The sequence below is a fragment of the Wolbachia pipientis genome, from assembly GCA_023052945.1.
Taxonomy (GTDB): Bacteria; Pseudomonadota; Alphaproteobacteria; order Rickettsiales; family Anaplasmataceae; genus Wolbachia.
In genome coordinates, this window is record CP095495.1 from 311,608 (window position 1) to 335,937 (window position 24,330).

General features: G+C 34.2%; 21 protein-coding genes, 1 other RNA gene and 3 pseudogenes. 11 read left to right on the plus strand and 14 right to left on the minus strand.

Translation table 11 applies throughout. The features are described 5' to 3' along the window. Positions 1 to 52: 52 nt before the first annotated feature. Together tgt and nuoE are read right to left on the minus strand one after the other, a co-directional pair. On the minus strand, positions 53 to 1,270 hold the full coding sequence (gene tgt / locus MWH06_01445; GenBank protein ID UPA55342.1) for a tRNA guanosine(34) transglycosylase Tgt: 1,218 nt from the start codon (positions 1,268 to 1,270) through the stop codon (positions 53 to 55). Further along, on the minus strand, positions 1,271 to 1,771 hold the full coding sequence (gene nuoE / locus MWH06_01450; protein ID UPA55343.1) for an NADH-quinone oxidoreductase subunit NuoE: 501 nt from the start codon (positions 1,769 to 1,771) through the stop codon (positions 1,271 to 1,273). A gap of 181 nt (positions 1,772 to 1,952) precedes the next feature. Here nuoE and MWH06_01455 point away from each other — a divergent pair, with 181 nt between their 5' ends. The 3 genes from MWH06_01455 (at position 1,953) to rnpB (ending at position 3,721) form a co-directional block, all read left to right on the plus strand. After that, positions 1,953 to 2,768, plus strand: a complete 816-nt coding sequence (locus MWH06_01455) for a transposase (GenBank protein UPA55344.1) — start codon at positions 1,953 to 1,955, stop codon at positions 2,766 to 2,768. Between the two features lie 174 nt (positions 2,769 to 2,942). Then, complete coding sequence (locus tag MWH06_01460; GenBank protein UPA55345.1) at positions 2,943 to 3,215, plus strand: hypothetical protein; 273 nt, start codon at positions 2,943 to 2,945, stop codon at positions 3,213 to 3,215. A gap of 157 nt (positions 3,216 to 3,372) precedes the next feature. Continuing rightward, positions 3,373 to 3,721: RNase P RNA component class A (gene rnpB, locus MWH06_01465), an RNA gene on the plus strand. A 48-nt stretch (positions 3,722 to 3,769) separates the two neighbouring features. Here rnpB and MWH06_01470 read toward each other — a convergent pair. Further along, positions 3,770 to 4,540: a response regulator transcription factor gene (locus MWH06_01470; protein ID UPA55346.1), complete on the minus strand. Its 771-nt coding sequence runs from the start codon at positions 4,538 to 4,540 to the stop codon at positions 3,770 to 3,772. Positions 4,541 to 4,865: 325 nt separating this feature from the next. On the opposite strand from MWH06_01470, the gene MWH06_01475 reads away from it, so the two are divergent. From MWH06_01475 to MWH06_01490, 4 genes and pseudogenes are all read left to right on the plus strand, one after another. After that, positions 4,866 to 5,843, plus strand: coding sequence for an NAD(P)H-dependent glycerol-3-phosphate dehydrogenase (locus tag MWH06_01475; GenBank protein ID UPA55347.1), 978 nt, complete (start codon positions 4,866 to 4,868; stop codon positions 5,841 to 5,843). 76 nt (positions 5,844 to 5,919) lie between these two features. Beyond that, positions 5,920 to 6,251 (plus strand): annotated as a pseudogene (locus tag MWH06_01480) (phosphatidylglycerophosphatase A). 82 nt (positions 6,252 to 6,333) lie between these two features. Continuing rightward, on the plus strand, positions 6,334 to 7,113 hold the full coding sequence (locus MWH06_01485; GenBank protein ID UPA55348.1) for a GNAT family N-acetyltransferase: 780 nt from the start codon (positions 6,334 to 6,336) through the stop codon (positions 7,111 to 7,113). Positions 7,114 to 7,155: 42 nt separating this feature from the next. After that, positions 7,156 to 8,292, plus strand: a complete 1,137-nt coding sequence (locus MWH06_01490) for a hypothetical protein (protein ID UPA55349.1) — start codon at positions 7,156 to 7,158, stop codon at positions 8,290 to 8,292. A gap of 3 nt (positions 8,293 to 8,295) precedes the next feature. Here MWH06_01490 and MWH06_01495 read toward each other — a convergent pair whose 3' ends face one another. The 9 genes and pseudogenes from MWH06_01495 to MWH06_01535 form a co-directional block, all read right to left on the minus strand. Beyond that, entirely contained in the window at positions 8,296 to 9,084 is a 789-nt protein-coding gene (locus MWH06_01495; protein ID UPA55350.1) for a succinate dehydrogenase iron-sulfur subunit, read from the minus strand. Positions 9,085 to 9,170: 86 nt separating this feature from the next. Next, on the minus strand, positions 9,171 to 9,623 hold the full coding sequence (gene ybeY, locus MWH06_01500) for an rRNA maturation RNase YbeY (protein UPA55351.1): 453 nt from the start codon (positions 9,621 to 9,623) through the stop codon (positions 9,171 to 9,173). 168 nt (positions 9,624 to 9,791) lie between these two features. Next, positions 9,792 to 10,190 (minus strand): EVE domain-containing protein, encoded by a 399-nt coding sequence (locus MWH06_01505; protein ID UPA55352.1) that lies wholly within the window; start codon positions 10,188 to 10,190, stop codon positions 9,792 to 9,794. After that, positions 10,190 to 11,386 carry a cell division protein FtsZ gene (ftsZ, locus tag MWH06_01510; protein ID UPA55353.1) on the minus strand — a complete coding sequence of 399 codons (1,197 nt, stop codon included), beginning with the start codon at positions 11,384 to 11,386 and terminating at the stop codon, positions 10,190 to 10,192. The genes MWH06_01505 and ftsZ overlap by 1 nt, the downstream gene beginning before the upstream one ends. A 240-nt stretch (positions 11,387 to 11,626) precedes the next feature. After that, positions 11,627 to 12,187, minus strand: a complete 561-nt coding sequence (locus tag MWH06_01515) for a hypothetical protein (GenBank protein UPA55354.1) — start codon at positions 12,185 to 12,187, stop codon at positions 11,627 to 11,629. 84 nt (positions 12,188 to 12,271) lie between these two features. After that, complete coding sequence (locus tag MWH06_01520; GenBank protein UPA55355.1) at positions 12,272 to 12,817, minus strand: ATP-binding protein; 546 nt, start codon at positions 12,815 to 12,817, stop codon at positions 12,272 to 12,274. After that, positions 12,810 to 14,131, minus strand: a pseudogene (locus MWH06_01525) (IS110 family transposase). The gene MWH06_01520 and the pseudogene MWH06_01525 overlap by 8 nt, the downstream one beginning before the upstream one ends. A 361-nt stretch (positions 14,132 to 14,492) precedes the next feature. Continuing rightward, a complete protein-coding gene (gene ltrA, locus MWH06_01530; GenBank protein UPA55356.1) occupies positions 14,493 to 15,551 on the minus strand; it encodes a group II intron reverse transcriptase/maturase in 1,059 nt (352 codons plus the stop codon). Then, positions 15,490 to 15,747, minus strand: coding sequence for a hypothetical protein (locus MWH06_01535; GenBank protein ID UPA55357.1), 258 nt, complete (start codon positions 15,745 to 15,747; stop codon positions 15,490 to 15,492). The genes ltrA and MWH06_01535 overlap by 62 nt, the downstream gene beginning before the upstream one ends. A 425-nt stretch (positions 15,748 to 16,172) precedes the next feature. On the opposite strand from MWH06_01535, the gene MWH06_01540 reads away from it, so the two are divergent. From MWH06_01540 to MWH06_01555, 4 genes and pseudogenes are all read left to right on the plus strand, one after another. Next, positions 16,173 to 17,546, plus strand: a complete 1,374-nt coding sequence (locus MWH06_01540; GenBank protein ID UPA55358.1) for a hypothetical protein — start codon at positions 16,173 to 16,175, stop codon at positions 17,544 to 17,546. 175 nt (positions 17,547 to 17,721) lie between these two features. Beyond that, a complete protein-coding gene (locus tag MWH06_01545) occupies positions 17,722 to 17,982 on the plus strand; it encodes a transposase (GenBank protein UPA55359.1) in 261 nt (86 codons plus the stop codon). 14 nt (positions 17,983 to 17,996) lie between these two features. Continuing rightward, entirely contained in the window at positions 17,997 to 18,878 is an 882-nt protein-coding gene (locus MWH06_01550; GenBank protein ID UPA55715.1) for an IS3 family transposase, read from the plus strand. Between the two features lie 40 nt (positions 18,879 to 18,918). Beyond that, positions 18,919 to 19,113: pseudogene (locus tag MWH06_01555) on the plus strand (recombinase family protein). 281 nt (positions 19,114 to 19,394) lie between these two features. Here the strand turns inward: MWH06_01555 and MWH06_01560 are convergent. Beyond that, complete coding sequence (locus MWH06_01560; GenBank protein UPA55360.1) at positions 19,395 to 22,238, minus strand: ankyrin repeat domain-containing protein; 2,844 nt, start codon at positions 22,236 to 22,238, stop codon at positions 19,395 to 19,397. A gap of 471 nt (positions 22,239 to 22,709) precedes the next feature. After that, on the minus strand, positions 22,710 to 24,287 hold the full coding sequence (locus tag MWH06_01565) for a hypothetical protein (protein UPA55361.1): 1,578 nt from the start codon (positions 24,285 to 24,287) through the stop codon (positions 22,710 to 22,712). Between the last annotated feature and the right edge of the window lie 43 nt (positions 24,288 to 24,330).

Sequence of the window (24,330 nt, forward strand, 5' to 3'; positions counted from 1 at the left end):
TAAATAAAGTAAATATAACAAGAAGTAAAAATCAACGGCATAAAGAAAAGACTTAAAGAGAGGCCAAATCAAAGTGCAATGGTATTTCACTAATCCAATTATTTTTCTCTTGATCTAGCCTATCATCCAATATTGCCTGCCTTATAGATGCCATTAACTTATTCATGAAGAAAACGTTATGAATGGTAACGAGTGTGTAAGCCAGGAGCTCTTTAGCTTTCAGTAAATGGTGTATATAAGCTCTTGAATGCTTTCTGCAGGTAAAACATAAGCAGTCACTTTCAATTGGGTTATTGTCCAGTTCGAATTGTTGATTTCGCAAATTAATATGCTCTTTGCACTTTGAAGAAATAGAATCTCTATTTTTTACTTTAATAAGCGCACCACCATGCCTTGCTAAACGGGTTGGATGCACGCAATCAAACGTATCAATTCCAAGACTAACTCCGCGAAAGATGTCCACAATTCCACCAATACCAAGCAAATGAGTAGGCCTATCTTTTTTCAGATGGTCCATAGTGAAAGAAACTACATCATGCATCTGCTCTTTACTTTGACCAAGTGACCCACCTATTGCTTGACCAAAAAATGGCAAATCGTTAATAAAATTACAACTTTCTCTACGTAAATCTTGATATACTCCGCCTTGACTAATTCCATACAGTGCCTGCTTGCCATTATTGTTTTTTTCAAATTCATTTAAAGAACGTTCAGCCCATTTGTGGCTCATGAGCATTGATTTTGCTGTGTATTCTTTGCTTATGTGAAATGGAGTACATTCATCTAAGACTAAGATTAAATCTGCACCTAGTTTTTGTTGAATTTGTATAGAATTTTCAGGAGTCAAGCAATAAGTTTTACCATTAATGTAAGAACGAAAAATTGCCCCATCCTCATTAATTTTGATCAGAGTTTTTTGTTTTTTTCTTATTCCTTTTATCTCTTCCGAAACTGATCCGTGCCCTAAGCTAAATATCTGATATCCACCTGAGTCAGTTAGCATTGGCCCATTCCATCCCATCATCTTGTGCAAACCACCAAGTTTTGCAACAGTATTCTCTCCTGGTTGAAGCATTAGGTGATAGGTGTTGGAAAGTATTATCTGAGTACCTGCTTCACTAATTCTCTCGATATCTGCAGCTTTAATTGCAGCTTTTGTTGCACAGAATATAAAAGCTGGTGTTTCTACGCTTCCATTTGGAGTTTTAATTGTTCCAACTTTTGCAGAACCTGATTGCTTGATTATCTTAAATGCAAATTCTTCTTTCATCTATTTGCCTGAAAGTTCTGTTATGATGTTTTCTACTTTCTCAGGAGTGAGATTTTCATAGAAGTCATTATTGATCTGCACAACGGGAGCATTAACGCATGCACCTAGGCATTCAACTTCTTTTAAAGTGAACAAATTATCTTTAGTAGTCTCACCGATATTGATTCCAAGTTTTTTTTTAAAGGTATTTAAAACTTCTTCACTATTGCACAACCAGCAAGGAGTTGTTCTACAAATTTGTATTAGATATTTGCCTACTGGTTTTAAATTATACAGGGTGTAAAAATTTGCCACTTCATATACACGAATATGTGGAATATGCAGCATATCAGCAACATAACGCATAGCAGATTCAGAAACCCATCCGCATTGCTCTTGAACCAGGTATAGTAAAGGCATGACAGCGCTTCCTTCTTTACCTTTGGGATACATCTCTATAAACTTTTCTGCTTTCTTGAGGTTTTCTGATATAAAACTAAACTGCTTTTCTTTTTCTGTCATTCGTGAAACTCGTGCAAATTTCAACAGATTATATCTGAAGGGCTAATAATTGCAATTGTTGGTTTTTTGAGAAATAGCGTTTTGCAGTATCATACTATCTAAAGACCTGCTGAAAAAGGTGATTGAAAAAATGATGTGAGAGAGGTAGAAGAAGAATAAGCAGATCAAGTAAGGAAAAAAAATGAGCTTTAGTTACTATAATATGAAAAAATACCCAAGAAACTTTCGTAATATAACAGGTTTAACTATAGAGAAGTTCGAAAAAGTAGTGGAAAAAGTGAGGTCTGGATGGGAAAAACAGAAAAAGTGTCATGGTAGAAGATCAAAACTACCAACTCTGGAAGATAAGTTGTTTTGCGTAATTTTGTACTATCGCACTTACATAACACATAGATTTTTAGGATGCCTATTCAATGTACACAACGCAAATGTATGTAGGTTACTTAAGAGAATAGAGCCATTACTCGCCAAAAAAGTGACTATAACAAAAGATAGAAGTATGACGCCAGAAAAAATACTGAAGATTTTGGCTGATGTTACAGAACAGCAAATACAGAGACCAGAAGATAGTAAAAAACGGAAGAAATCATATTCAGGAAAAAAAAGAACCAACACTATGAAAACTGAGATTATTATCGAAGAAGGAGGAAGAATTTTATCAGTGTCAAAGTCATACCGTGGTAGAATTAGTGATTTCCGCATAAGGAAACAAGAAAAATATTTACCACTTGATAGCATAAAACATGCCGATTCTGGATATCAAGGTTGGCAAAAATTGCAAAGCAATGTTATAATTCCATATAAAAAGTATCGTAAAAAGCCATTAACTCCAGAGCATAATAGAAGATTAGCATCATTTAGAATGAGAGTAGAAAACAAGATCCGAGAGATAAAGATATTTAAGATTATGTCGAATGTTTATCGCAATTTTCAGAAAAAATATAACCTGAGGTTCAATATTATTGCTGGTATTGTAAATCTTAAGCACGCCTTTTAGTTAACCTTGATTTTAGTCACCCTCCTTTCCTTTTTTTTATCGCTTGATTCGCAGCAGGTCTAGAGTCAACAACTCCTATATTTACCACGACTTTACTTCCTCAAACTACTTCTTCACCACAGCCTACTCAACTTGCTATAGGGTCTAATAGGGCAGGAGTAATAGGGGGGGGCTTTGGTTGGAGTGATAATAAGTATTGCCGGAATTATAGGATTCATAGCATACAAATATGTTAAGGGTCGTAATGCTGCTCCTGTGTTAGAACTAACTGATTTCAATGATAGAAGGCGATCATCTTCAAGTGGCAATAGCGATGAAGAAATTTTTGTCGCTAACAATAGAATGAGTAGTTATGGTAGTGGAACAGTACTAGACAGTATATCAGTAGAAAATAGTAGTCGATCAAGAAGTAGCTCATCGTCTTCGAGCAGCGGACCAAGCTCTTGACTGACTGAAGCGGAGTCTAAAAGTGAAAAAAGCTTATCTTGGGATAGCGATGATGTGCCGGAATATCACCTTTAGCTATTTGTCTGAATGTTTTTAATATGTAGACTGTTAGGAAATTGTCTTTTGCTTTTGTGATTTTCATGTTAAAGTATAATTCCTAGGTGAAATAAGTAGCTGCTGTTGTGTGATAAACATAGCAGAGGAAAGTCCGGGCTCCAAGGAAAAATAGTGACGGGTAACGCCCGCCGGAGGCAACTCCAGTTATAGGGCTACAGAAAATTACCGCCTAAAATATTTTAGGTAAGGGTGAAAAGGTGTGGTAAGGGCACACCATGGCAATGGCAACATTGGTAGTCGAGTAACCAACACTAGGAGCAAGATTAAATAGAAGTAGATTTTATGTTTTTCTCATATCTACTCGGGTAAATCGCATGAGGTAAATGGTAACATTTACTCCAGATAAATAGCTACATAAACAGAACTTGGCTTATATTTCACCTAGGCGTCACATGATACGCGCGATATAAGCCATGCTATATTTAAGTGTAGGCATTTCATGCGTTGTCCTTCACTTGTTCTGCTTGATAGCCATCACTACTTTCACCTACATTAACATTAGAATATTCTTCATCATCAATATACTCTTTCAGAACATACCCTCTGCCCCAAACGGTTTCTATGTGGCTTTTTCCATCATTTGCACTTTCAAGTTTCTTACGTAATTTGCACATAAAAACATCAACTATCTTGTTATCTGAAGGTTCATCCAAGCCATTGTAAAGATGATTTAAGAACATTTCTTTTGTTAGTACTGTTCCTTTACGCAGTGCTAGCAATTCTATCATAGAATACTCTTTATTAGTAAGGTGAACCGTTTTACCTTTCACCCCAACAATCCTGTGATCAAAATTGATATTTATATTACCAATCTTTATCACCGATTCAGGATGGCCTTTAGTACGACGCACTATGGCCTTAATTCGAGCTAATAACTCGCTTTTATGAAATGGCTTGGTTAAATAATCATCGGCACCATACCCAAGCCCTTTAGCTTTGTGATTGACAGCGGATATACATGAAAGTATTAAGACAGGAACTTTGATTTTTGCACTTCTTAGTCTTAACAATATATCATATCCGTCAATATCACCAGGCAAGTGTATATCTAAAATAACTAGGTCATAGTAATCTCCGTTTGAGGAAACCATATTATTGTTATAATCTTGTGCAGAAGTAACAACGTCACAGAAGTGTCCATCAGAAGTTAAGGCATTAACCACAGTCTTTGCACTTACTTGATCATCTTCAATTAATAATATACGCATATTTTACACCCCATAAATAACTTATAATTTTAGTAATATATATAACTAAGGAAAGTAATAAATCAAATTTTTATTAACAAATGATCAAAATTACACTTATTAATTAATAGTAAATATATTGTTCCAAAGTTATATAAATAGATCTAAAATATAATAGATATACCATGGTAGTAATAATATTTTTAGTAAATATTGAATTAAAGTTACTATTATTAAAAGAATACTTTGGTTAATAAATATTTAACTATTCTATATGTCTGTGTTATATTTTTAATTTACTTATCCTACTGTTTTAAAGTATAAGTAATACTTTCAGGAATATTGTGTGGCAATATCAATTTTAGGTGCTGGTGCATGGGGTACAGCAATCGCAATTTCACTCAGTAGTAAGAAAGATGTGATTTTGTGGACTCGCAATGAAACTACATTTGAATCAATCAACGGGAAAAGAGAAAGTGACAAGCTACCTGGTTGTCGAATTTCTGATAATGTGTCAGTAAAATTAGCTATTGAAGACGCAGTTAAGGTTTCAGTAACAATCCTCGCTGTTCCCACTCAGTCTCTAAGGGAAGTATGTCAGCAATTGCGTAATTGTAATCTGAAAAAAGATGTAGCAATAATTTTAGCTTGTAAGGGAATAGAAAAGTCTACATTAAAATTACCTAGTGAAATAGTAAATGAAGTTTTACCTAACAATCCTATTGCTATTTTTTCAGGCCCCAGTTTTGCTATAGAAGTTGCAAAAAAATTGCCCTATTCAATGGTTCTTGCGTGCCAAAATAACACATTAGGTTCAAAGCTAGTATCAGAGCTGCAACAAAAAAATGTTAAGTTGGAGTTTAGTAACGACATTATAGGAGTACAGATTTGTGCAGCATTAAAAAATGTTTTTGCTATAGCATGTGGAATTATTTTTGGTAGAAAACTCGGGTTTAATGCTCATGCAGCATTGATTACAAAAAGTATGAATGAAATTAAAACTTTGTACTTAGCAAAAATTGGTAACAACAATATAGATACTTTGCTCGAGCCTTCATGTTTAGGTGATTTAGTCATGACATGCACATCCTTAAATTCAAGAAACCTATCTTTTGGATTCAATTTAGGTAGTAGTCATGAGGAGTATGATATTCAACAAATCCTAATTGGAGGCAAGTTGCTAATCGAAGGTGTCAGTACTGTTAAGTCTACTTTTGATTTAACACAAAAGTTAGGAGCTAAAATGCCTATATGTGAAGCGATCTATAGATTATTGTATGAAAGCGCCTCTATAGAGGATACTATTTCTGTTCTTGTAAATTAGTTTTGTACTTTGGTATATTGTGAAATTTTTATATAAATTGATATCAACATGGTGGCTGTCTGGCACAGTAAAAAAAATGCCAGGTACTGTAGGCAGCTTAGCTTCTTATCCAATTGTTCCTGTAATACTGAGTAACAGAATTTTAGGTGCAGCAATTATTTTTTTATTATTCTTGATTGGATTATGGTCTATAGGCAATTATATAAAACATTACAAGACTTCATGTGATCCAAAAGAGGTAGTAATTGACGAAGTAGTTGGTCAATTGCTGACAATACTTTTAGTTTCGATATTGTTAAGCCAAGAGATGAATTGCTCTTCATTGTTGTTGTGCTTTTTTCTTTTAGGTTTTTTGATATAATAAAAACGTGGCCTATAAATTTGATCGATAAAAATACCAAAGGTCCTTTCGGCGTTATGCTAGATGACATTATAGCTGCAATTTTAGCCTGTGTTCTTATAGGAGCCTTTTATTGTTTATTGTTGATGTATGCAGGATAAAAAAATTTATTATTCAAGCTTAATTGTTCAAAATTTAAAGGATTATATACTGTACACAGCGAATTTATCTGAGTGGGAAGTACACGATGAATTTGATAATGTTACATTTACAATAAATGGTACTAGGGAGTCATTATTTAATTTTGTGTTCTGTGGAGATCAATGTACCGAGCTTTCTATACAAAAAACTCTAGATTATCTCAGAACAAGAGATATAGAAGCAACATGGGTAATAAATTCACATATGAAAATAAGAGATATTTTAGAAAAGTGTGAAATAAAACACGTTAGCACACCAAAAAAAGCTTTACTTAATATGAAAAATTACTTTTTACCTGCTGATGTTATTCCAAACTTGAGGTTAAATGCTGTAAATGGTAGCGACCTCTTAGAACAGTTAGATTTACACACTTCTAAAATTTTTTATCATGGCGTTGGAATTGTCAGCACATTTTTTCGTGGATTATCAAATTATGATGATAAAAACTCAAGATTAAGATTCTTTCTTGTAACACTAAATAGTGAAATTATTGGGACATGCGGTCTTTATGTTCAAGACAGTGTAGCTGGTTTTTATAGTGATGGAGTTTTACCAATTTACAGGAATCGTGGAATAGGTACCCAAATGGTTTTAGAAAGAATAAAGATAGCTAAGCAGCTTGAATGCAAATATATAGTAGCACATTGTATGAAACCTTCTGTAAACCTTTATAAGAGATTGGGCTTTCAGGTGTTAGGCAATCTTTACTTATATAACTCTTCAGCATAATTCTGAGCGGTTACAAGTTTTTACATCTGTTTTAGAAGTGCTATGTTTTTTTTGTATGAAGTGGTTTTAATATTGATTCTAATATTATTCTTTCTCTCTTATTCTAAATTAAAAATTAGTAATAAGATTAAGAACTTACAACATCAAAATGTTATCATAAATAATTTAATTGATACTGTGAATGATGGGTTTTATATTTGGGATGCAAAAAAGCGTATAGAAAAGTTCTCTCCCAACTTACTAATTTTGCTTAATACTGTTTTTTACTCATTTAATGAGTTTGTGAATTTTTTTGAGCAATCAGAAAGTTTAATTAAAAATTTTGCTGAGGCAAAGGAAATAAATAAATCTTTTACTCTAGATTTAAAGTCAAAAGACAGTGAGGTTTATTGCATATGTTATGGTAGAAGCATAATAGATGATTCTAACAATGTGATTGGTGTGCTGTTATGGATAAGGAATGTCTCAGACTGTAAAATAAAAGCTCACGGGCTTGAGCTAGAAAATAGTAAGCTTACACAAGAAGTGGAGAGCTATAAAAATGTTTTCAACTCTTTACCATTTCCAATACTAAAATATAACAAGAATAGAAAGGTAGAATTTTATAATTTGTTTTATGATAAATATGTAGATGGCTCTAAGAAATTTGCTATTACCAGCAGTGCTCATAGCACAAAACCAGGAAGGCATGTCGTAACTTACAAGAACGAACCTAAGGTTATCGATTTTGTTAAAATTCCAATACAAGGTTCTGGTAGCATAGTAATGTATGGGAAAGATGTTAGTGATGCAGAGAAATTATATACTGAATTAAACAGTTATTTAGCTACACAGAAAAATTTGCTTGAGAGGTTGCCGGTTGCTATAGTAATATATAGTAAGAATCAAAAGCTAAAATTTTATAATAATGCTTTCATAAAAACCTTTCAATTTGACCCAAAATTTTTGGCATCTTATCCAACTTATCATGAAGTTATGCTTTACCTCTTCGAATCTAAAAAGCTTTTAGAAAAAGAGGATTTTCAAACTATTAGTAACCAAAGACATGAGTTATTCAAAAAATTATTTGCATCGTATGATGATACGGTGCATTTCACGAATGGAAAAGCGTTCAGGGTATTAACAATACCCTACGCTTCGGAAGGTTTGCTGTTCTCTTACGAAGAATGCAAAAGATGATATTTAAACTCCTTCTTTCCCTACCATGAGCTGTTTTACTTTCGCTATTGCTCTTGCTGGATTAAGTCCTTTAGGACAAGTTTTTGTGCAATTCATTATTGTATGACAACGATACAACTTGAATGGGTCGTTTAAAACATCAAGTCTTTCACCTGTCTTATTATCACGGCTGTCAGCAATCCATCTGTAGGCTTGTAATAGTATTGCTGGTCCTAAAAATTTATCACTATTCCACCAGTAGCTTGGACAACCAGTCGAACAGCAAGCACATAATATACAGTCGGACAAGCCATCTAATTTTTTCCTATCTTCAGGAGATTGAGAGTATTCTTTATTTGATAGGGCAGGCTTATCTGCTTGTAACCAAGGTTTAATTGATTTGTATTGCTCATAAAATTGGCTCAAGTCCGAGACTAGGTCCTTTATCACATACATGTGAGGTAATGGATATATTTTTACATCACCTTTTATATCGTGTATAGATCTAGTACATGCAAGAGTATTGGTCCCGTCAATATTCATGGCACAAGATCCACATATGCCTTCTCTACAAGAACGTCTGAAAGTTAAAGTCGAATCTATTTCATCCTTTATTTTTATTAATGCATCAAGTACCATAGGGCCACAACTACCCATATCAATAAAAAATGTGTCTATTCTAGGGTTTTTCTCGTCATCAGCAGACCAACGGTAAATTTGAAATCTTCTGATGTTTTTTGCTCTAGCAGGAATAGGATAAATTTTGCCTTTTTGATTAACTTTAGAGTTCTTTGGCAAAGAAAACTGAACCATATCACTTACCTTTTATTGTTTATAGCTAAAACCCTTTGTAGATAACATATTTTATTATCATCTACTATATTTTTATTAAATTCCTTTTAAATCGCGCACATATTGTAGCCAAGCGAAGCTAAAATCTCTCTTTCTAGATTTTGCATTATAATTTCTTCATCTTTTTTTTTGTGATCATAACCAAGTAAATGCAGTAATCCATGCACTAACATGTGTGCAATGTGAGCAAGAATGGGTATACAATACTCATGCAATTCTCTTTTTATTGTGTCTATTGAAATTGCTATGTCTCCTAAATCGCACTCATTAGACAATTGTTCACACGGAAATGATAGTACGTTAGTTGGCTTATCCATTTCTCTAAATTTTAAATTAAGTTGATGTAGCAAGTCATCATCAGCCAGAGCTATTGATATATTTGGTTTATAGTGATCTATTTTTAATTCTTTTAGAGAAGTGTTTATAATATTTAATACAAAACCCTCTGGATCATCTGTAATGCTGCGCCATCTCTCATCAAGAACATTTACTTCTAACATGAGTAACGCACCAGTAAGGGTGTCATGCAAGTAGCTGACACTGGAATCCAGTTTTTATTATCCTTCCTAGCAGAAACTACTTTCAAATCGCAACATTTGTACAGTTGTGTGCGTGACCATAAAAGGAGAACTACAGATTCCAGTGTCAAGCACTGGGATGACAGGGTATTACACATCACTCATGCTTATTATTTCATTCCATTCGATTTCCGAAACTGGGGCAATTGATAAACGTGGTTGTTTTAATATAACCATATTTTCCAAAAGTGGGTTTTGTTTTATATTATTTAACGTTACTTGGTTATTTAAAGGTTTCAAAAACTTTACATTCACTAATCCGAACTTGTGATCATTAACATGATAATACTCTTTAAATACTTCAACGATTCCAAGTATTGCTTTCTCTTTACCTGTATGATAAAAAAACGCAAGATCGCTTACTTTCATAATTTTCATGTAATTTTGAGCTTGATAATTGCGCACGCCATCCCACTCAACTACCTGCTCCTTTTCCATTTTTTGCCATGAATATTCACTTGGCTCTGACTTGAGTAGCCAAAGTTGCATTATTTTTTTCTTCTTAAATAAGCCGGTATATCATAAACATTGCTGCCCCATTTAGCTCCTTCGCTTACCTGTTCAGTTGGTTTTGTTTCCAGTGTTTTGTCTTGCATACTTTCACTGTGACTATAGGGCCACTTAAATTTCTCTTTCTCTGAGTCTTCGCTCTGACTTATAGGTGAAGTTTCTGATTTATTATTGCGACCATCAATGCCAGTTGCAAGAACAGAAACTCTAACTCTTCCTTCCATCGCTTGATCAAAAGTAGCACCAAATATTATATTTGCATTTTCATCTACTTCTTCACGCACTCTATTGGCTGCAGCATCAACTTCAAACAGAGTCATATCTCCGCCACCAGTAATGTTAATTAATATTCCTTGCGCACCTTTCATTGATACATTGTCAAGCAATGGATTGGATATTGCAGCTTCCGCAGCACTAATTGCTCTATCTTCTCCTTCTGCTTCTCCGGTGCCGATCATCGCTTTGCCCATCTCGCTCATTACTGTTTCTATATCAGCGAAGTCAAGATTAATAAGCCCTGGCATGACCATCAAGTCAGTTACGCCTCTGATGCCAATATGCAGAACATTATCAGCAAGTTTAAATGCATCAGAAAATGTAGTTTTTTCATTTGCAATTCTAAATAAATTCTGATTTGGAATGACAATAAGTGTATCCACGTATTTTTGCAGTTCTTCAAGCCCAAGCTCTGCAATGCGCATGCGGCGCACACCTTCAAAACCGAACGGTTTAGTTACAACTCCAACAGTCAATATCTTTTTTTCTTTTGGCGCTCTATCCTTAACTGCAGCTCTTGCTTCTCTGGCTGCTTTTGCAATTACCGGTGCTGCACCTGTTCCAGTGCCACCACCCATTCCTGCTGTGATGAAAAGCATATGACTATCTTTTATATGCTCCATAATTTCATCGATTGATTCTTCGGCTGCACCTTTGCCAACATCAGGTAAAGCACCAGCACCAAGGCCCTTAGTTAAATTAATGCCAAGCTGAATTTTTTTATCACATAATGACTTTTCCAGCGCTTGAGCATCAGTGTTTGCTACAACAAAACTTACTCCTTGCAAGTTGGATTGGATCATGTTATTCACAGCATTTCCACCAGCACCACCCACTCCCACAACGGTAATCCTTGGGTGTAATATAGGTAACTCCGGCAGACTAAGATCAATAGACATTTAAATTACTCAAATTTAGCGAATTCACTTGATAGTAAGTTACCGCTTTTTTAATAATATGCAAATACTTTTCACTTCTATAGGCGTAAACAGTAAACGGGATTTACTTATTCTTAACATTTATACTAATAAGTGCTATTTTATAATTACTAGATTTTTGGATGATATTACTTCAAAAAAATAAAAAATGTTTATAAAAAGGGACAGAGACCTATCCCTTTTTATTCTGTTTAAGCTACTTTATTGTGCTGTTTTTGCTGCTTCTTTTGGTACCAGTTCAACCACTTTTGCAATGTTAATCAAGAACGTTGATGCATCACCATTTATTTTAAGTTTACCATCATTAACCTTAGGCTTATCACCGTCTTTTTCACAGACCTTAAGAATCTCTTCTTCCACTTTATTAATTTGATCTGCCTTACTATTATTCTTATATGCAAGCACAGGTACAGCTATTAAAGCTGCCACCACAGCAACAACTATCAAACTAGCAAATAGTGGATGAGCAACTAAAAATGCAGATACTGCAGTAATAGCAGGACTAACGAGTGTTGCAGCTTTGATTCCAACTGTACCAACGAAAGCCGCATAAGCTGGACTTAAGAAATAAGCTGCTGTAAGCGAAATTGCTGCTGCAATTGCTACAAAAGTCGCGGCTGTTTTGTATGGATGGTGACATACGTATTGCCAATTTGCACCAGCAACTCCCTTAGTTGTATCCCAAAACCCTTCCTCAGAATCGTTGTATCCTTTTTTATTAGCTCCAATTAGAGAATCATTTTTTAAAATATTTACTGTCATAACTCTACTCCTTAAATAGAATGTTAAAATTTCATTAAGGACAGTATATAGTGAAATAAATTATCTGTCAAGTAAACTAATTTTTTAATATACCCTTATTCTATAATTCAGTGCTTCAGCAATGTGTGCTCTTTTTACTTCTTCACTTTTTGCAAGATCTGCAATGGTTCTTGCAACTTTTAATACGCGTGTGTAGCCTCGGTTGGAAATGTAATTTTCTTTCAGTACGTATTTTAGCAATTCTAACCCTGCCTGATCTGGTTCAGTAAATTTATTAAATGCTTCACCGCTTACTTCTGAATTGCAACGAATATTTAATTCACTATAGTGCTCAGTTTGAACTTTTCTTGCTGCTATCACTCTTTCTCTTATGATTTTAGTACTTTCTCCCTCCACAGAGATTTCAGGAGAGAGTATGCTAACGTTTGGCATTTCAATGCATATGTCTATTCTATCAAGCAATGGGCCTGATATTTTGTTTTTGTAATCTGTGCCACACTTTGGAGCTTTGTTGCACGACCTACTTGCATCCCCCAAGTAACCACATCTGCAAGGGTTCATTGCAGCAATCAGTTGAAAATTTGCAGGGTAGGTTATGTGAGCATTTGCCCTCCTAAGAAACTCACTCAACTAACTCTTCTTGTTGAACTAATATGTAGCCAAATTCGCTCGCTTTTTTGATCAAATTTTTTACAGTTCTATCTTTATAGCGTGTTTCATAGTATTCCATTCCTTTTTCTACATATTCCTGTCCGTATTTGAGCATACTATAAAATATGCATGCCATTTTTCTTGCAGTAGCTGTTATTGCTTTTGGTGCTCCTAGTCGTTTTCTCAATCTTCTGTAGTATGCACCCAACGCACTTTTACTATTTCCTACAGAATGAGCAGCTATTCGCAAAGCATTTGCAGCACGGTTAATGACTTTACGTGTTCTTGTGTTAAACACTTTTTCCCCTGTAACTTTATTAGCAGGACTGAGTCCCAACCACGATGAAAAGTGCTTTTCTGTTGGCCATTTACTATGGTTTATACCAACTTCTGAAATTATGGTTTGTATACTTAATACATCAAATCCAGGAATTTTAGTGAAATCCATACCAGTTATTCGGTGCAGTTCCTCATACAAAGCAAAGCTTGGCTTACTTTTGCTATTTTTATTCTTTTGCTTACTTAGCTGTTTGCTTTCACAAGACTTTGTTTCAAACGTTTTATAATAGGCTTCAATATTTCTATCACATTCTGCTATTTTTTCTTGATAAATATTATATAGTTCAAATTCTTGCTTTAGCGTGAATAAGTGTTCCTCTCTATAGTCACCAGCTAACGCTTTTGCAATAGTAGACTGATCATTTTTCATTCGCACGTCCCTGAATTCTGCCAATTTTTCAGAATCTCTTTCGCCTTCAATTATAGTTTCAATGATTTTCATACCAGTTATCCCAGTAATATGACTAATAACCTTGTGTAATTGTATATTCATTTGAATTAATGCCTTCTGCATACGCAGAATATGTGTAGATGCACTTTCAGTGAGATTTTTGCGTTGCCGCACGTAACTGCGCAATACACACATCTGATTATCTGGCCTAAACGATCCATGAAGCAGTCCGTAGCTATGCAGTTGTTGGAGCCATTGGCAATCTTGAACGTCAGACTTCCTACCAGGTACATTCTTTACATGCCGTGCATTTTACCTCGAATTTGTATGACTCAAGTATTTGAAATAAAGGAATCCAATATACTCCTGTTGATTCCATAGCTACTGTTGTAACTTTACACTTTTTCAACCACTGTGCTAAGTTATGAAGGTCTTCAGTAAAGCAGCCAAATTTCTGAACGCGTTCTTCCTTCAGGTACACACACATAGTGTACAGCTGAACCAATGTCTATTCCTGCTGCATTAGGATTCACTATTTCTAATTTACTTTTTGCTTTTTTCATGGTAACCCCTACATATAATTTGTAATAGGGAAACGCTTCAGCTTGGAACGGTTGATAGTACAATCTCCTAACCGAGGTAGTCTAAATGACTCCATCAATGATTTGACCGTTCCTTCCAAAACCATGCTTGCATACGGGCACTTAGGCACCATTGAAAATGTCGGTCATAACTGCAAAGGCGCTCCCTGTACAACTATACTTGAAAACTACTAAAAACTTAAATTTGTGTGTTTCTTTCTGATTTGACAGATTTCGTCTGTTCGATGCTTGCATTAATCTGTAAAGGAGAGTAGACCGGCGGACCTTCCCCACCAGTCTCTCGCAGAACTGTGCATGAACCTCGCGACTCACACAGCTCCCATTATTCAGCCTTTTGTCCCAAACCTAATGTCCAGTGGTAGAAAGTGTCTGGTCCTTCTTTTCTCATTTTTCCTAGAAGTTGCCTTGCTAGTCCTCCACGAGTTTGAAGTTTCTTGTACTTTCTTCTTGCCCACTTTTCAAGTTGCCGCTCTATGTTCTTCAGAGGTTTGTATATCTCTGTCCTGTAAAACCTGCCATAGTACTGATACCAGCCTCTGACTATTGGATTTACTTTCTTTGATATCCCCTCCAGAGTTGTAGATGTTTGTCTGTGTATTTTCCATGACCTTATGGTTTGACTAATCTTCTTCTTGGCCTTATTACTAATTGCAGGTATGAATGAAAGAAAATAATTCCCTACTTTACTGTTCTTCGCTAGTCTAGGTCTGAATGTAAAACCTAGAAAATCATAACTTTGTATAGTATACTCATCTTTCCTTCTGTTATCCTTACAATACACTATTTGTGTCTTTTCCGGATGTAGCTTTAGCTTATACTTGGCCTGTCTTTCTTCAATTACGTCTCGCATAAAATCCGCTTGCTTCTTAGTTCTGCAGTGCACTATCGCATCATCTACATATCTCTCAAATGGTATTGTCGGGTGCTTTTGTCTCATCCACTCATCAAATACATGATGCATAAATATGTTTGAGATCATCGGACTTATTGAACCTCCTTGTGGAACTCCTTTATCCCTAACTACCTTACTGCCATCTGCTTGCTGAATTGGAGCTTTCATCCATCTTTCAGCATACAGTATGACCCATTTGCAGTCTGTGTGCTTTTTGATAGCTTGCAATGCTAACTCGTGGTCCAAATTGTCGAAAAATCCAGATATATCAAGATCTATTGACCAATTGTACCTCCAGCATCTTTTACGCGCAGTATCTACCGCATCCAGTGCAGATTTATTTGGTCTATAACCATATGAATCATCATGGAATTTTGGTTCTACTAGCGGCTCCAGATACATAGCAGCAGCCGTTTGCCCTATCCTGTCAAATACTGAAGGAACACCTAAGATTGCTTTGTCCTCCTCCTGTATCTTTAGGTATTGCAACAGCTTTTATAGCTTCTGGAAAATAACTTCCGGATGACATCCTATTCCATAGTTTGTACAGATTATCTTTTAGATTTTCTTCAAACTTTGTTATCGAAACCTCATCCACACCAGCAGCACCTTTATTTTTCGATACTTGTTTATAAGCTCTCCAAATAAGTTGCTTTGATATATCAAAAGACTTTGTTTTACTCATTAACTCCTCCCTTTCGGTTGATAAATAATTAAAACTAAATAACTCAGCCCCTTCTCTCCATTTCCATTACAGAAACTTCTTCACTACTACGAGCTGATCCGCCCCTGTTTTTCGCATCGGTACTCTCATCCTTAGAGTTTAGCTCCTTGGATTTCTCCCTTATCATCGAAACGACAGGTTCCCGTAGTTCCACACAATAGCCTGAAATAGATTCATGCCACCTTTATGCCAGACGCCATCTATCCAGTAAACAAGCTCCCGATAGATTTATCCCAGGTTACAGACAACCCCCTGGTTTTGACGTCATTTAAAAGGTTTCGACACTTCATCAGTGGTTCACTTTCGTTCATCTCTCCATTCCTTACATGACATATAATTATGCCTTTTCCATTCCTAAAATCGTACGGCAGGACAATAGTAGGAGTGTGGCTCCACCTTCACCTAGAACAGCAGAAAATCATCAGTTGAGTATTATTCAGAATATTGCACCACCAAAGCTACCACATTCTTCTTTCCAATTAAATGGAGAAAAATGTGATGAGCAAGAAGCTATAGGAGAACCTATGTATGCAACTATAGACAAAAGTAAAAAATTCTTGAAAAGAGGTTTAGATGGTGAAATAAACGATCAAAGTCCGGAGATGGAAAAGTCAAATTCTGAAGAAACACCAATTAAGAAAGGATCAGAAGATATAATTGATGAACCTAGAGATCTGAATACAAAATTTTTAAAAAATAGTTTGGAAGGAAGTGATAGTGGAATAGACAATAGAAGTGCAGAGATGACAAGATCAAACTCTCAAGTAACAGAAATGAGTGAGTCTTGTGGTGTTCAAGGATGTGAGGATATATCATTAAATCATGATAGTATAGTTACACTTTCAACTAGCTCACCAGAAAAAAATGATAATGAAGAAACTCCGTTAATTAAAAAAGAAAAGAAAACAAATAGAGTTTTGCCAAGAGTAAAATATGCAGTGCAGCAGAAGGAATTTCTAATTTTCGGTGTAACTGTGATTTTACTTAGCGCATCTGCAGGTGTACAAGACAAAGCAAAATTTGTCACGTTTTTTGCAAACAGCCCTCTCTACATTACTATGCCGATGATAGCGATTACTTCATTGCTTGCAATTAGCACAATATTTTGTGGAATAAAGCAATTTAGAGATACTGAAGAGTGTCAAATAGGGGGAAAGAATGCGAATGAAACTTTGAATCAGGTGCTAAAGTATCAACCAAAAGATAAAGTAATAAAATCAGTCAAACTGGAATACAGCAATGGTACTCATTCACATTTTACACTTAACGCTTGGAAAGGTAAGAACAACTTCATTAATATTGACGACAAAGTCATTAGTAGAAGAAATAAAGTAGAATCAGTAATCAAAGATAGGCCATTATTTACAGCATTATTAAGCAGTTTGGTTGCTGCAAATATAGTATTGCCTTTATTACTGTATGTAGAAGGTGGTATTAGTAGTGTACAGAAGTTTTACCAGAACGCTTTGATTAATAACGTAGGGCTATCACTACTTGTAGGCTCAAGTATACTTGTACTATCATTGATATTCCTTGGAGTACATTATTACAGAAAAACAAATTGCACAAATCTTGTATATTGTGAGGAAAGAATTGAACCAGAAAAAGTTAATGGAAAGTTCATTGAGGAAATAAAGGAAGCAAGGACAAAAGTGCTTGAAGAAAACCATAGTAAAGATGCTAAATGCAGCAGTTTAACGCTAGAGCAAGTAGTGGTTGAATCTCATAACTACAAAGATGTAATTTATAGTATTAGTTGAAAATAGCCAAATTTCACTATATAAAAAGAAAGCAGCTATAAACCGGAGTACTTCGCTTTATGTTAGTAAAATATCTCTAAAACATTGGCAAGTATAAACTGACCTTACCCAGGAAAAGTGGAGAGAAAGTTGAGACGTTTTTATAGTAAAAAATGTTTTCATAAAGAGGTGCAATATGACAAATGGAAGAGAGTATACAGCAGAGTTCAAAGAAGAAGCTGTAAAACTTTTCAGAGAAAGGGGAGAAACAATTTCACAAATAGCAAGGGATCTAGGTATAAATCCCGGTATATTAGGTAAGTGGATAAAGAAGTATAACGAGAAAAAGTCAGCAGTAAATGCATTTCCGGGCAGGGGTAACGTAGCGCCTTATGATAAAGAGAGATTTGACTTAAAGAGAGAGTTAGCAAGAGTAACAAGGGAAAGAGACATTTAAAAAAAAGCCCTGGGATATTTTGCCAGTCAAAAAGAGTAAAATATCTTTTTATAAAAGAGCATAGCAATTGCTATAAAGTACAAGAATTATGTAGAATTTCTGGTGTATCTGCTAGTGGTTATTACAAATGGCTTGCTAAAAAAATAAGCAATAGGGAATTGGCAAAAAAAGATCTATTAGCAGATATTCAAAAAATACATCAAGTTTCTAAATGCAGATATGGTGCCCCTAAAATTCATGCTGAATTGAAAGCTTTAGGTAAAAATTACAACATCAAAACAGTGCAAAATGTTATGAAAGAAAATGGCATTAAGGCTATACTTAAAAGAAAATTTAAAACCAAGAAACGGCAAACTGACAATAGAGTCATAGTTCCCAATATATTAGATCAAAATTTTATTACCGATCAACCAAATAAAGTGTGGGTGACTGATATTACTTATATAAGAACCAAGAAAGGATGGCTATATTTGGCAGTAGTAATCGATCTATATTCACGTATGGTAGTTGGCTGGTCGATGAGTAGCTCAATAAATAAACAGTTGGTTATTGACTCTTTGTTAATGGCCATTTACAAGCGTAACCATCCCAAGAATCTACTATTACATAGCGATCAAGGTTCACAATATACTTCAAAAAATTACCAAAATCTACTAGCTATAAAGAACATAGTTCCTAGCATGAGTCACAAAGGCTATTGTTACGACAATTCCGTTGTAGAAAGTTTCTTTAGTTCTCTGAAAAGAGAGTTATTAATAAATACTGCTAAGTACTCCAAACAGTCTATTAAAACTGCTATATTTGAATATATAGAAATTTTTTATAACAAACAACGCAGACATTCTACTATTAACTATTGCATCCCTGAGCTTTTTGATTCATCATTCTCTTTGTAAAAACATTCCCAACTTTCTCTCCACTTTTCCTGGGTAAGGTCAAGAGCTGAGTGCCAAAATTAATATAGGTACAAGACGTGTGCAACAAATTTTAAGGCTGAATTATTTAGCACCAAAGATTAAAGAAGATATAGTAAATGGGAGGCAACCAAGGAGTTTGAGGTTAGCTGATTTGAAGGAAATACCGATGTTGTGGAGTGAGCAATTGAAGAAATTCCATGGTCTTAATTTATAAAAGCAACAGTATGCGCCAGAAAACTGACACTTTAAAAATTTTGGTAAATCAGTTAAAAACTTAATTATATAATGAAAATAGTAAAGATCTTTAATTCGTGTGTAAAAAAGCTAAAATAGAAATCACTGTGCAAGACAAAACCCTTCTAATAAACTTTCTTCCAAATCATATTTTGATAGTAAATCTGGCAAAGAAAATACTACAGGTGAAAAAGAAAAACCGCTAATGCTACAAAGTCTGGCTGGTAGCCTGCTATTGGTAGATGGAATTTACTGTTCTTACTATATACAACGACTTACTGTTTCTTTGAAACTTGAAACTCCTATTATTTTGTCAAGCTTTGTCAAAGGCGTTTTTTCATTAGATTGACTTATTGATTCAGAATGCATTAATTTTCCAGATCTTTCAAAATATCCTCGCTTAATAGCATAGTAGACCCAATACTCACCGAGCCCGCAATCATTGCCTAACTCTTCTTCGCGACCTTTGAATTTTTCTAATATTTCCTCTCTATTACTCACTTCTACTATAATTTTGCTTTTATCTTGTACGTCAGGATACAGTCTAACGTCTATATTTCCCAAACTGGTATAGAAAGTTAATACTATACTGCTGCCTTCTGTAAGATCTGTGTAATACCTTATGCCGTTTTCGGTTATAATTTCCACCTCACTTTTGCCAATTTTTATTATATCCCTTCTATATGATTCCTGAATTAGTTCCAGATTTCTTGTTCTATCTGTGATTCTTGCGACATCTATTATACTATCCTCTGAGTATTCTAAGTAAGATACATTATTATCGATTTTTCCATCATATAGTTGACCGCTGGTAGCAGCCTTTGCAATTCTAAAAAATTCCTCAGTATTACTAACATACTCTAAATGAGCACTGATCATATTAGCCTTATGAGCTTTGAACTTTAATTCTATTGTATCAATGACTTTTAAACTTTCTAACCTTTTTAACTTTGCTCCTCTTGATATTAATGTACATACTATATTACTAGCAATTTCATAATTTTCTCCTAGTTGAACAATTTTTTCTAGTATTTCATCTGTGCAATAATACTCTTCATCCTTGGCCAGATTTAGTCTTATTCCAGAAGATATGACTTCATTTACAACTTCTTGTAATTCAATCATGCTTTTAGCTTTTACTACCTTACTTAAAAACTCATTGCGTTTAGCAAGGTAATTTATTTGATAAATCTCTGATAAAAAACTATCGCATTTTTCATAATTGTCTTGTTTTTTACCTATAAAATCAGCTGCTCCTGCTTTTAAGAGCAAGGCTTTTACATTAGGAAATTGACGAGATGGCGAATCAAGAAGTACTGAACTATCATCCTTAACATTTAAAACTATCTTTAAGTCGTTGTCATTTTCATATTGATTTAAAAACTTTCTTAGATTTTCAACCTCTGGATCATAAGCATTATCCCAATCTTCATCAGAACTTGTAGCGAGAAGCATTTTACCTAGTTGCTCTCTTAATTTTTTTTGACTATTAGTTAATAAACATCCTATAATGTTGTCATTATCAATTGCAACTTGCAGTGGAGTTTTTCCATCGTTATTTTTTATGCTTAAATCAGCTCCTTTGCTTATGAGCAAATCCATAGTTTTTCTGCTTTGATCACTACACTTAGCAGCATAATAGTGTAAAGGTGTGTTACCTTTTTCATCTTGTATATTTGGATCAGCTTTTGCATCTAAGAGATACCCAAGATCTTCATATCCACTAGAATAAATAGCAGTATCATGCAAAAGTGTTTTACCTTTATTATCCTGCATATTTAGATCAGCACCAGCTTTGAGAAGAGAAGGAATAACTTCGTCGTATTCGAGAAACACGTTCAATATTGTTGTTCCTAGATGTCCTCTTTTTAGATTAAGAACGTGCCTAAGGTCTTCATTTTTCTCATTACTTTCTAAAAAGTGCTTAAGATTTGAAAATGAGTAATAATTCTTCAGATTGAAATCTTTTAGAATACTATTTAGTAATGCTTGATTTAGCTTTTTTTGACTCTCTTCCAGTTTTAAGTTAGGTGAATGAATAAACCACTCGTCTACTAGATCTTCCAGATACTTTTTATCATCTATCAAACTTCTATCAGCCCAAAGTAAACCTTCCTTAATGAATTCATAATAACTATCTACTGGTGATTCAGTTGTTTCTGTTTCCGGATTACCTATTTCTGAATACTCTTGCCTAGTACTCAACTCTGATTCTATCCTTTGGTCAAAAGAATCATAACCTTTATCTAGTAATTCATCTTCTTTGTAAATTTCTTTCTGATTATACCCACTTTTATCATAGCCATTCTCCTTCTGATTGAATCTGTCTACCTTAATATTTGACTCACTTAGCTCATCCAATAATGACCTTTTTTGCTGAAGATATAGAAGCTTAGATTTTAAATCATCATTTTCTTTTTGTAATATACTCAACTCTCTAATCAAATTCTGATTTTCTAATGTCTTTTTATTTAGATAACTTCTTAGGTGTTCAATTTCTGATAAATCCTTATTACCATCTGAGAATTCCTTTGTAAAATTCTCTACTAAATCTTCCAACTGCTTTTTCTTCTTTTTTAACTGATTCATTAAAACCTCATCTTGATCTAAATCTTTGTTTAGCTTTTCATTTGCTGTATTCATGAAATAAATTTCATCTTTTTTATCTTTTAGTTCCTGATTTAAGAGATGAATCTGAAAATTCCTAATTTGTAGTTCTGCATCTAATTTCTTTACCTGTTGTTTTAATTCTTCATTTTCTTCTTGGACTTTATATATTTCGTTTTGCAATTTTTCCATTTTGACTTCACTATCTTTAATTTTCCTTTCTATGATTTGCTTTTCCTTGGTAAGTAAACTTACTTCTTCATCGTACTCTTGCGCTATTTCCTGATAGTGTTTCTGTGAATCTATACTCCTTTTAAGATCACAATTTTCTTGTAGTAGCTTTTCTCTCTCACTTTCTAAACTATCTATTGCTTGACTTTTTTCATTGATAACCTCAGATACTTCTTCGGGCAAACCTTCAAATTCACAAGATAGAGTATTTTTAAAACCATTACTGCCAAATAAGCTATGTTGTACTACCTGCTTTGAATTAAACATACCTATACCCCCTACTAAAACAAACATATGATATATTATACGTACTATATGTCATAGGTACAACTGATTTAAGCATAATCTATTAACTCATTTATATTTTGAATTCTTAGGAATAGATTTATATGCAAAATATTATGATACGGTTAAAGCAATGCGCAGTCTTTTTGGAAGAATAACTTTAGTGAAAGTATAGAGTCGATTATTTATAATATACAGCTTGCACGTAAGCATAACCAAAAATTGATAGGCTACCTACTTTATGGCTTGCTAACTATAGCTCTTTCTGAAATAATCCGAGCAGATTATAATAATACAATCCTTGCTTACAATAGCTATAAAGATGTTTTCATCTCCGTTCAGATCATTATTATAAGAAGTGCTATAGGATCCAAAACCTGCATTGTAAAGTGAATGTAAGAAATAAAAGGACATTACTAAATAAGTAACATCCTTTTGAAGAAGATGAATTGTTTACTTCCCATTTATTTTTGAAGCTTGATGTTCCAAATCAATGTCACCAGTTATTTCTGAAGAAGGTCCCACCAATTTCTCCAAAGAACCTGTATTTCTTAAATTAGCTTGGGTTTTTAATTTGCCATTTTTCTCAGTGAATATTACATGTTGTGGAGAAGAATTGGGTGAATTGAATCCACTATCAGAACCACTACGGTAAATAAAAGAACTGCTTTTAGATGCAATACTGTCATCCATATCACTCAACTTACTACTAGTACTTAAGTAGCTACTATCAGGACCTAAGCTACTATCAGAATTACTACGAATTGGAGCTCTACTATCAAGACTTTGTTTTGCAATAGGATGATTGAAAACATCTTCACTTAGAGAATTTTGTAGCAATGAGTACTTAAGCTTATTTAAATTAGTTAGTGAGGCACTTATAGTTGGTAATTCTGAAGTGAATGCATCATTAGTAAGGTTACCAGTGCTATTACGTCGCGTTGCTCCTGTTCTACCTTCAGTTGTTGCAGCTGGTGTTGCACCTAAAATTTGATATTTAACATTAGTATCTTTTGTTGCTTCTTTGCTTTCACCATACTTTCTTGCTACTTTATTAAGGTTCTCTATGGAGTTAGAGAGTTTATGCTCTATTTTACATTCTCCTATAATTCTCTTAAATTCATCATGATATTCAGAGAAAATTTCATAGAGATTGTTATCATTTTGAGCCAATAAATTTTGCAACTTCTTATCGTCCAGTTTATTGACAAAATCTGCTTGCTGTTTCAATTCATTGATTAACTGGTCCTTTTTGAAACTTTGTTGACCATTAATAGAATAAGCTTTTTCCAATATTTTTTCCTTCAATTGGGAGAATATTTCCTTAGTTAAAGCAGATTTATTTACAGTCTTATCTTTCAAAATTTCATTAACAAGCATCTCCTTCACACTATTGAAGTTTTTCGTTTTTTCTTCTGTTTTTAAAACAACAGTTTGATCTTCATTGTCTATTGAATATGGGATGCCATCTAAACTAGATACGCTTGCACCACTATTACTCATCTTTCTCCCAAGTTTTTGAACGCTATTCCCCATTGTTTTTAATGCAGAACTAGTTCCTTCTCTTGTTGCCTGTCCTACAGAACTTGCAGCTTCTTTCAGCGAATTCTTAGCGTACATAGCACCATCTTTAATTTTCTCGCCAATATGCTTCGCCCCTTCAACCGTTTTTTCAGATGACCATTTGAGACCCTTATATCCAGATTGAACTGCTTTTATAGCAACTTTTACAGCAAAATATAAAGTAAGACCAACTATAGCACCTGGTATGGCAAGTATTGTACCAACCACCAAAAGTGGTAGCATTGCTGTAAATAACCCACTTGCTGCACCTATTACAAGAGCCTTATCTCCTTGTTTCATTCGAGAGAATTCTGTATCTCCTTTTAACAGGTCAGTGATTCTTTCCTTTAGCTTTTTGTGATTATTAACAATCTCTACATTTGATTGATCTTCAATAATTTTATTTAGACCAAGATCATTTTCTTGTTGAGTTGTAATATAATCTGAATTTGTTTGATTGGATAACATTTTTAACCTCACTATTAATCAAATATATTAGATTGTACATCTT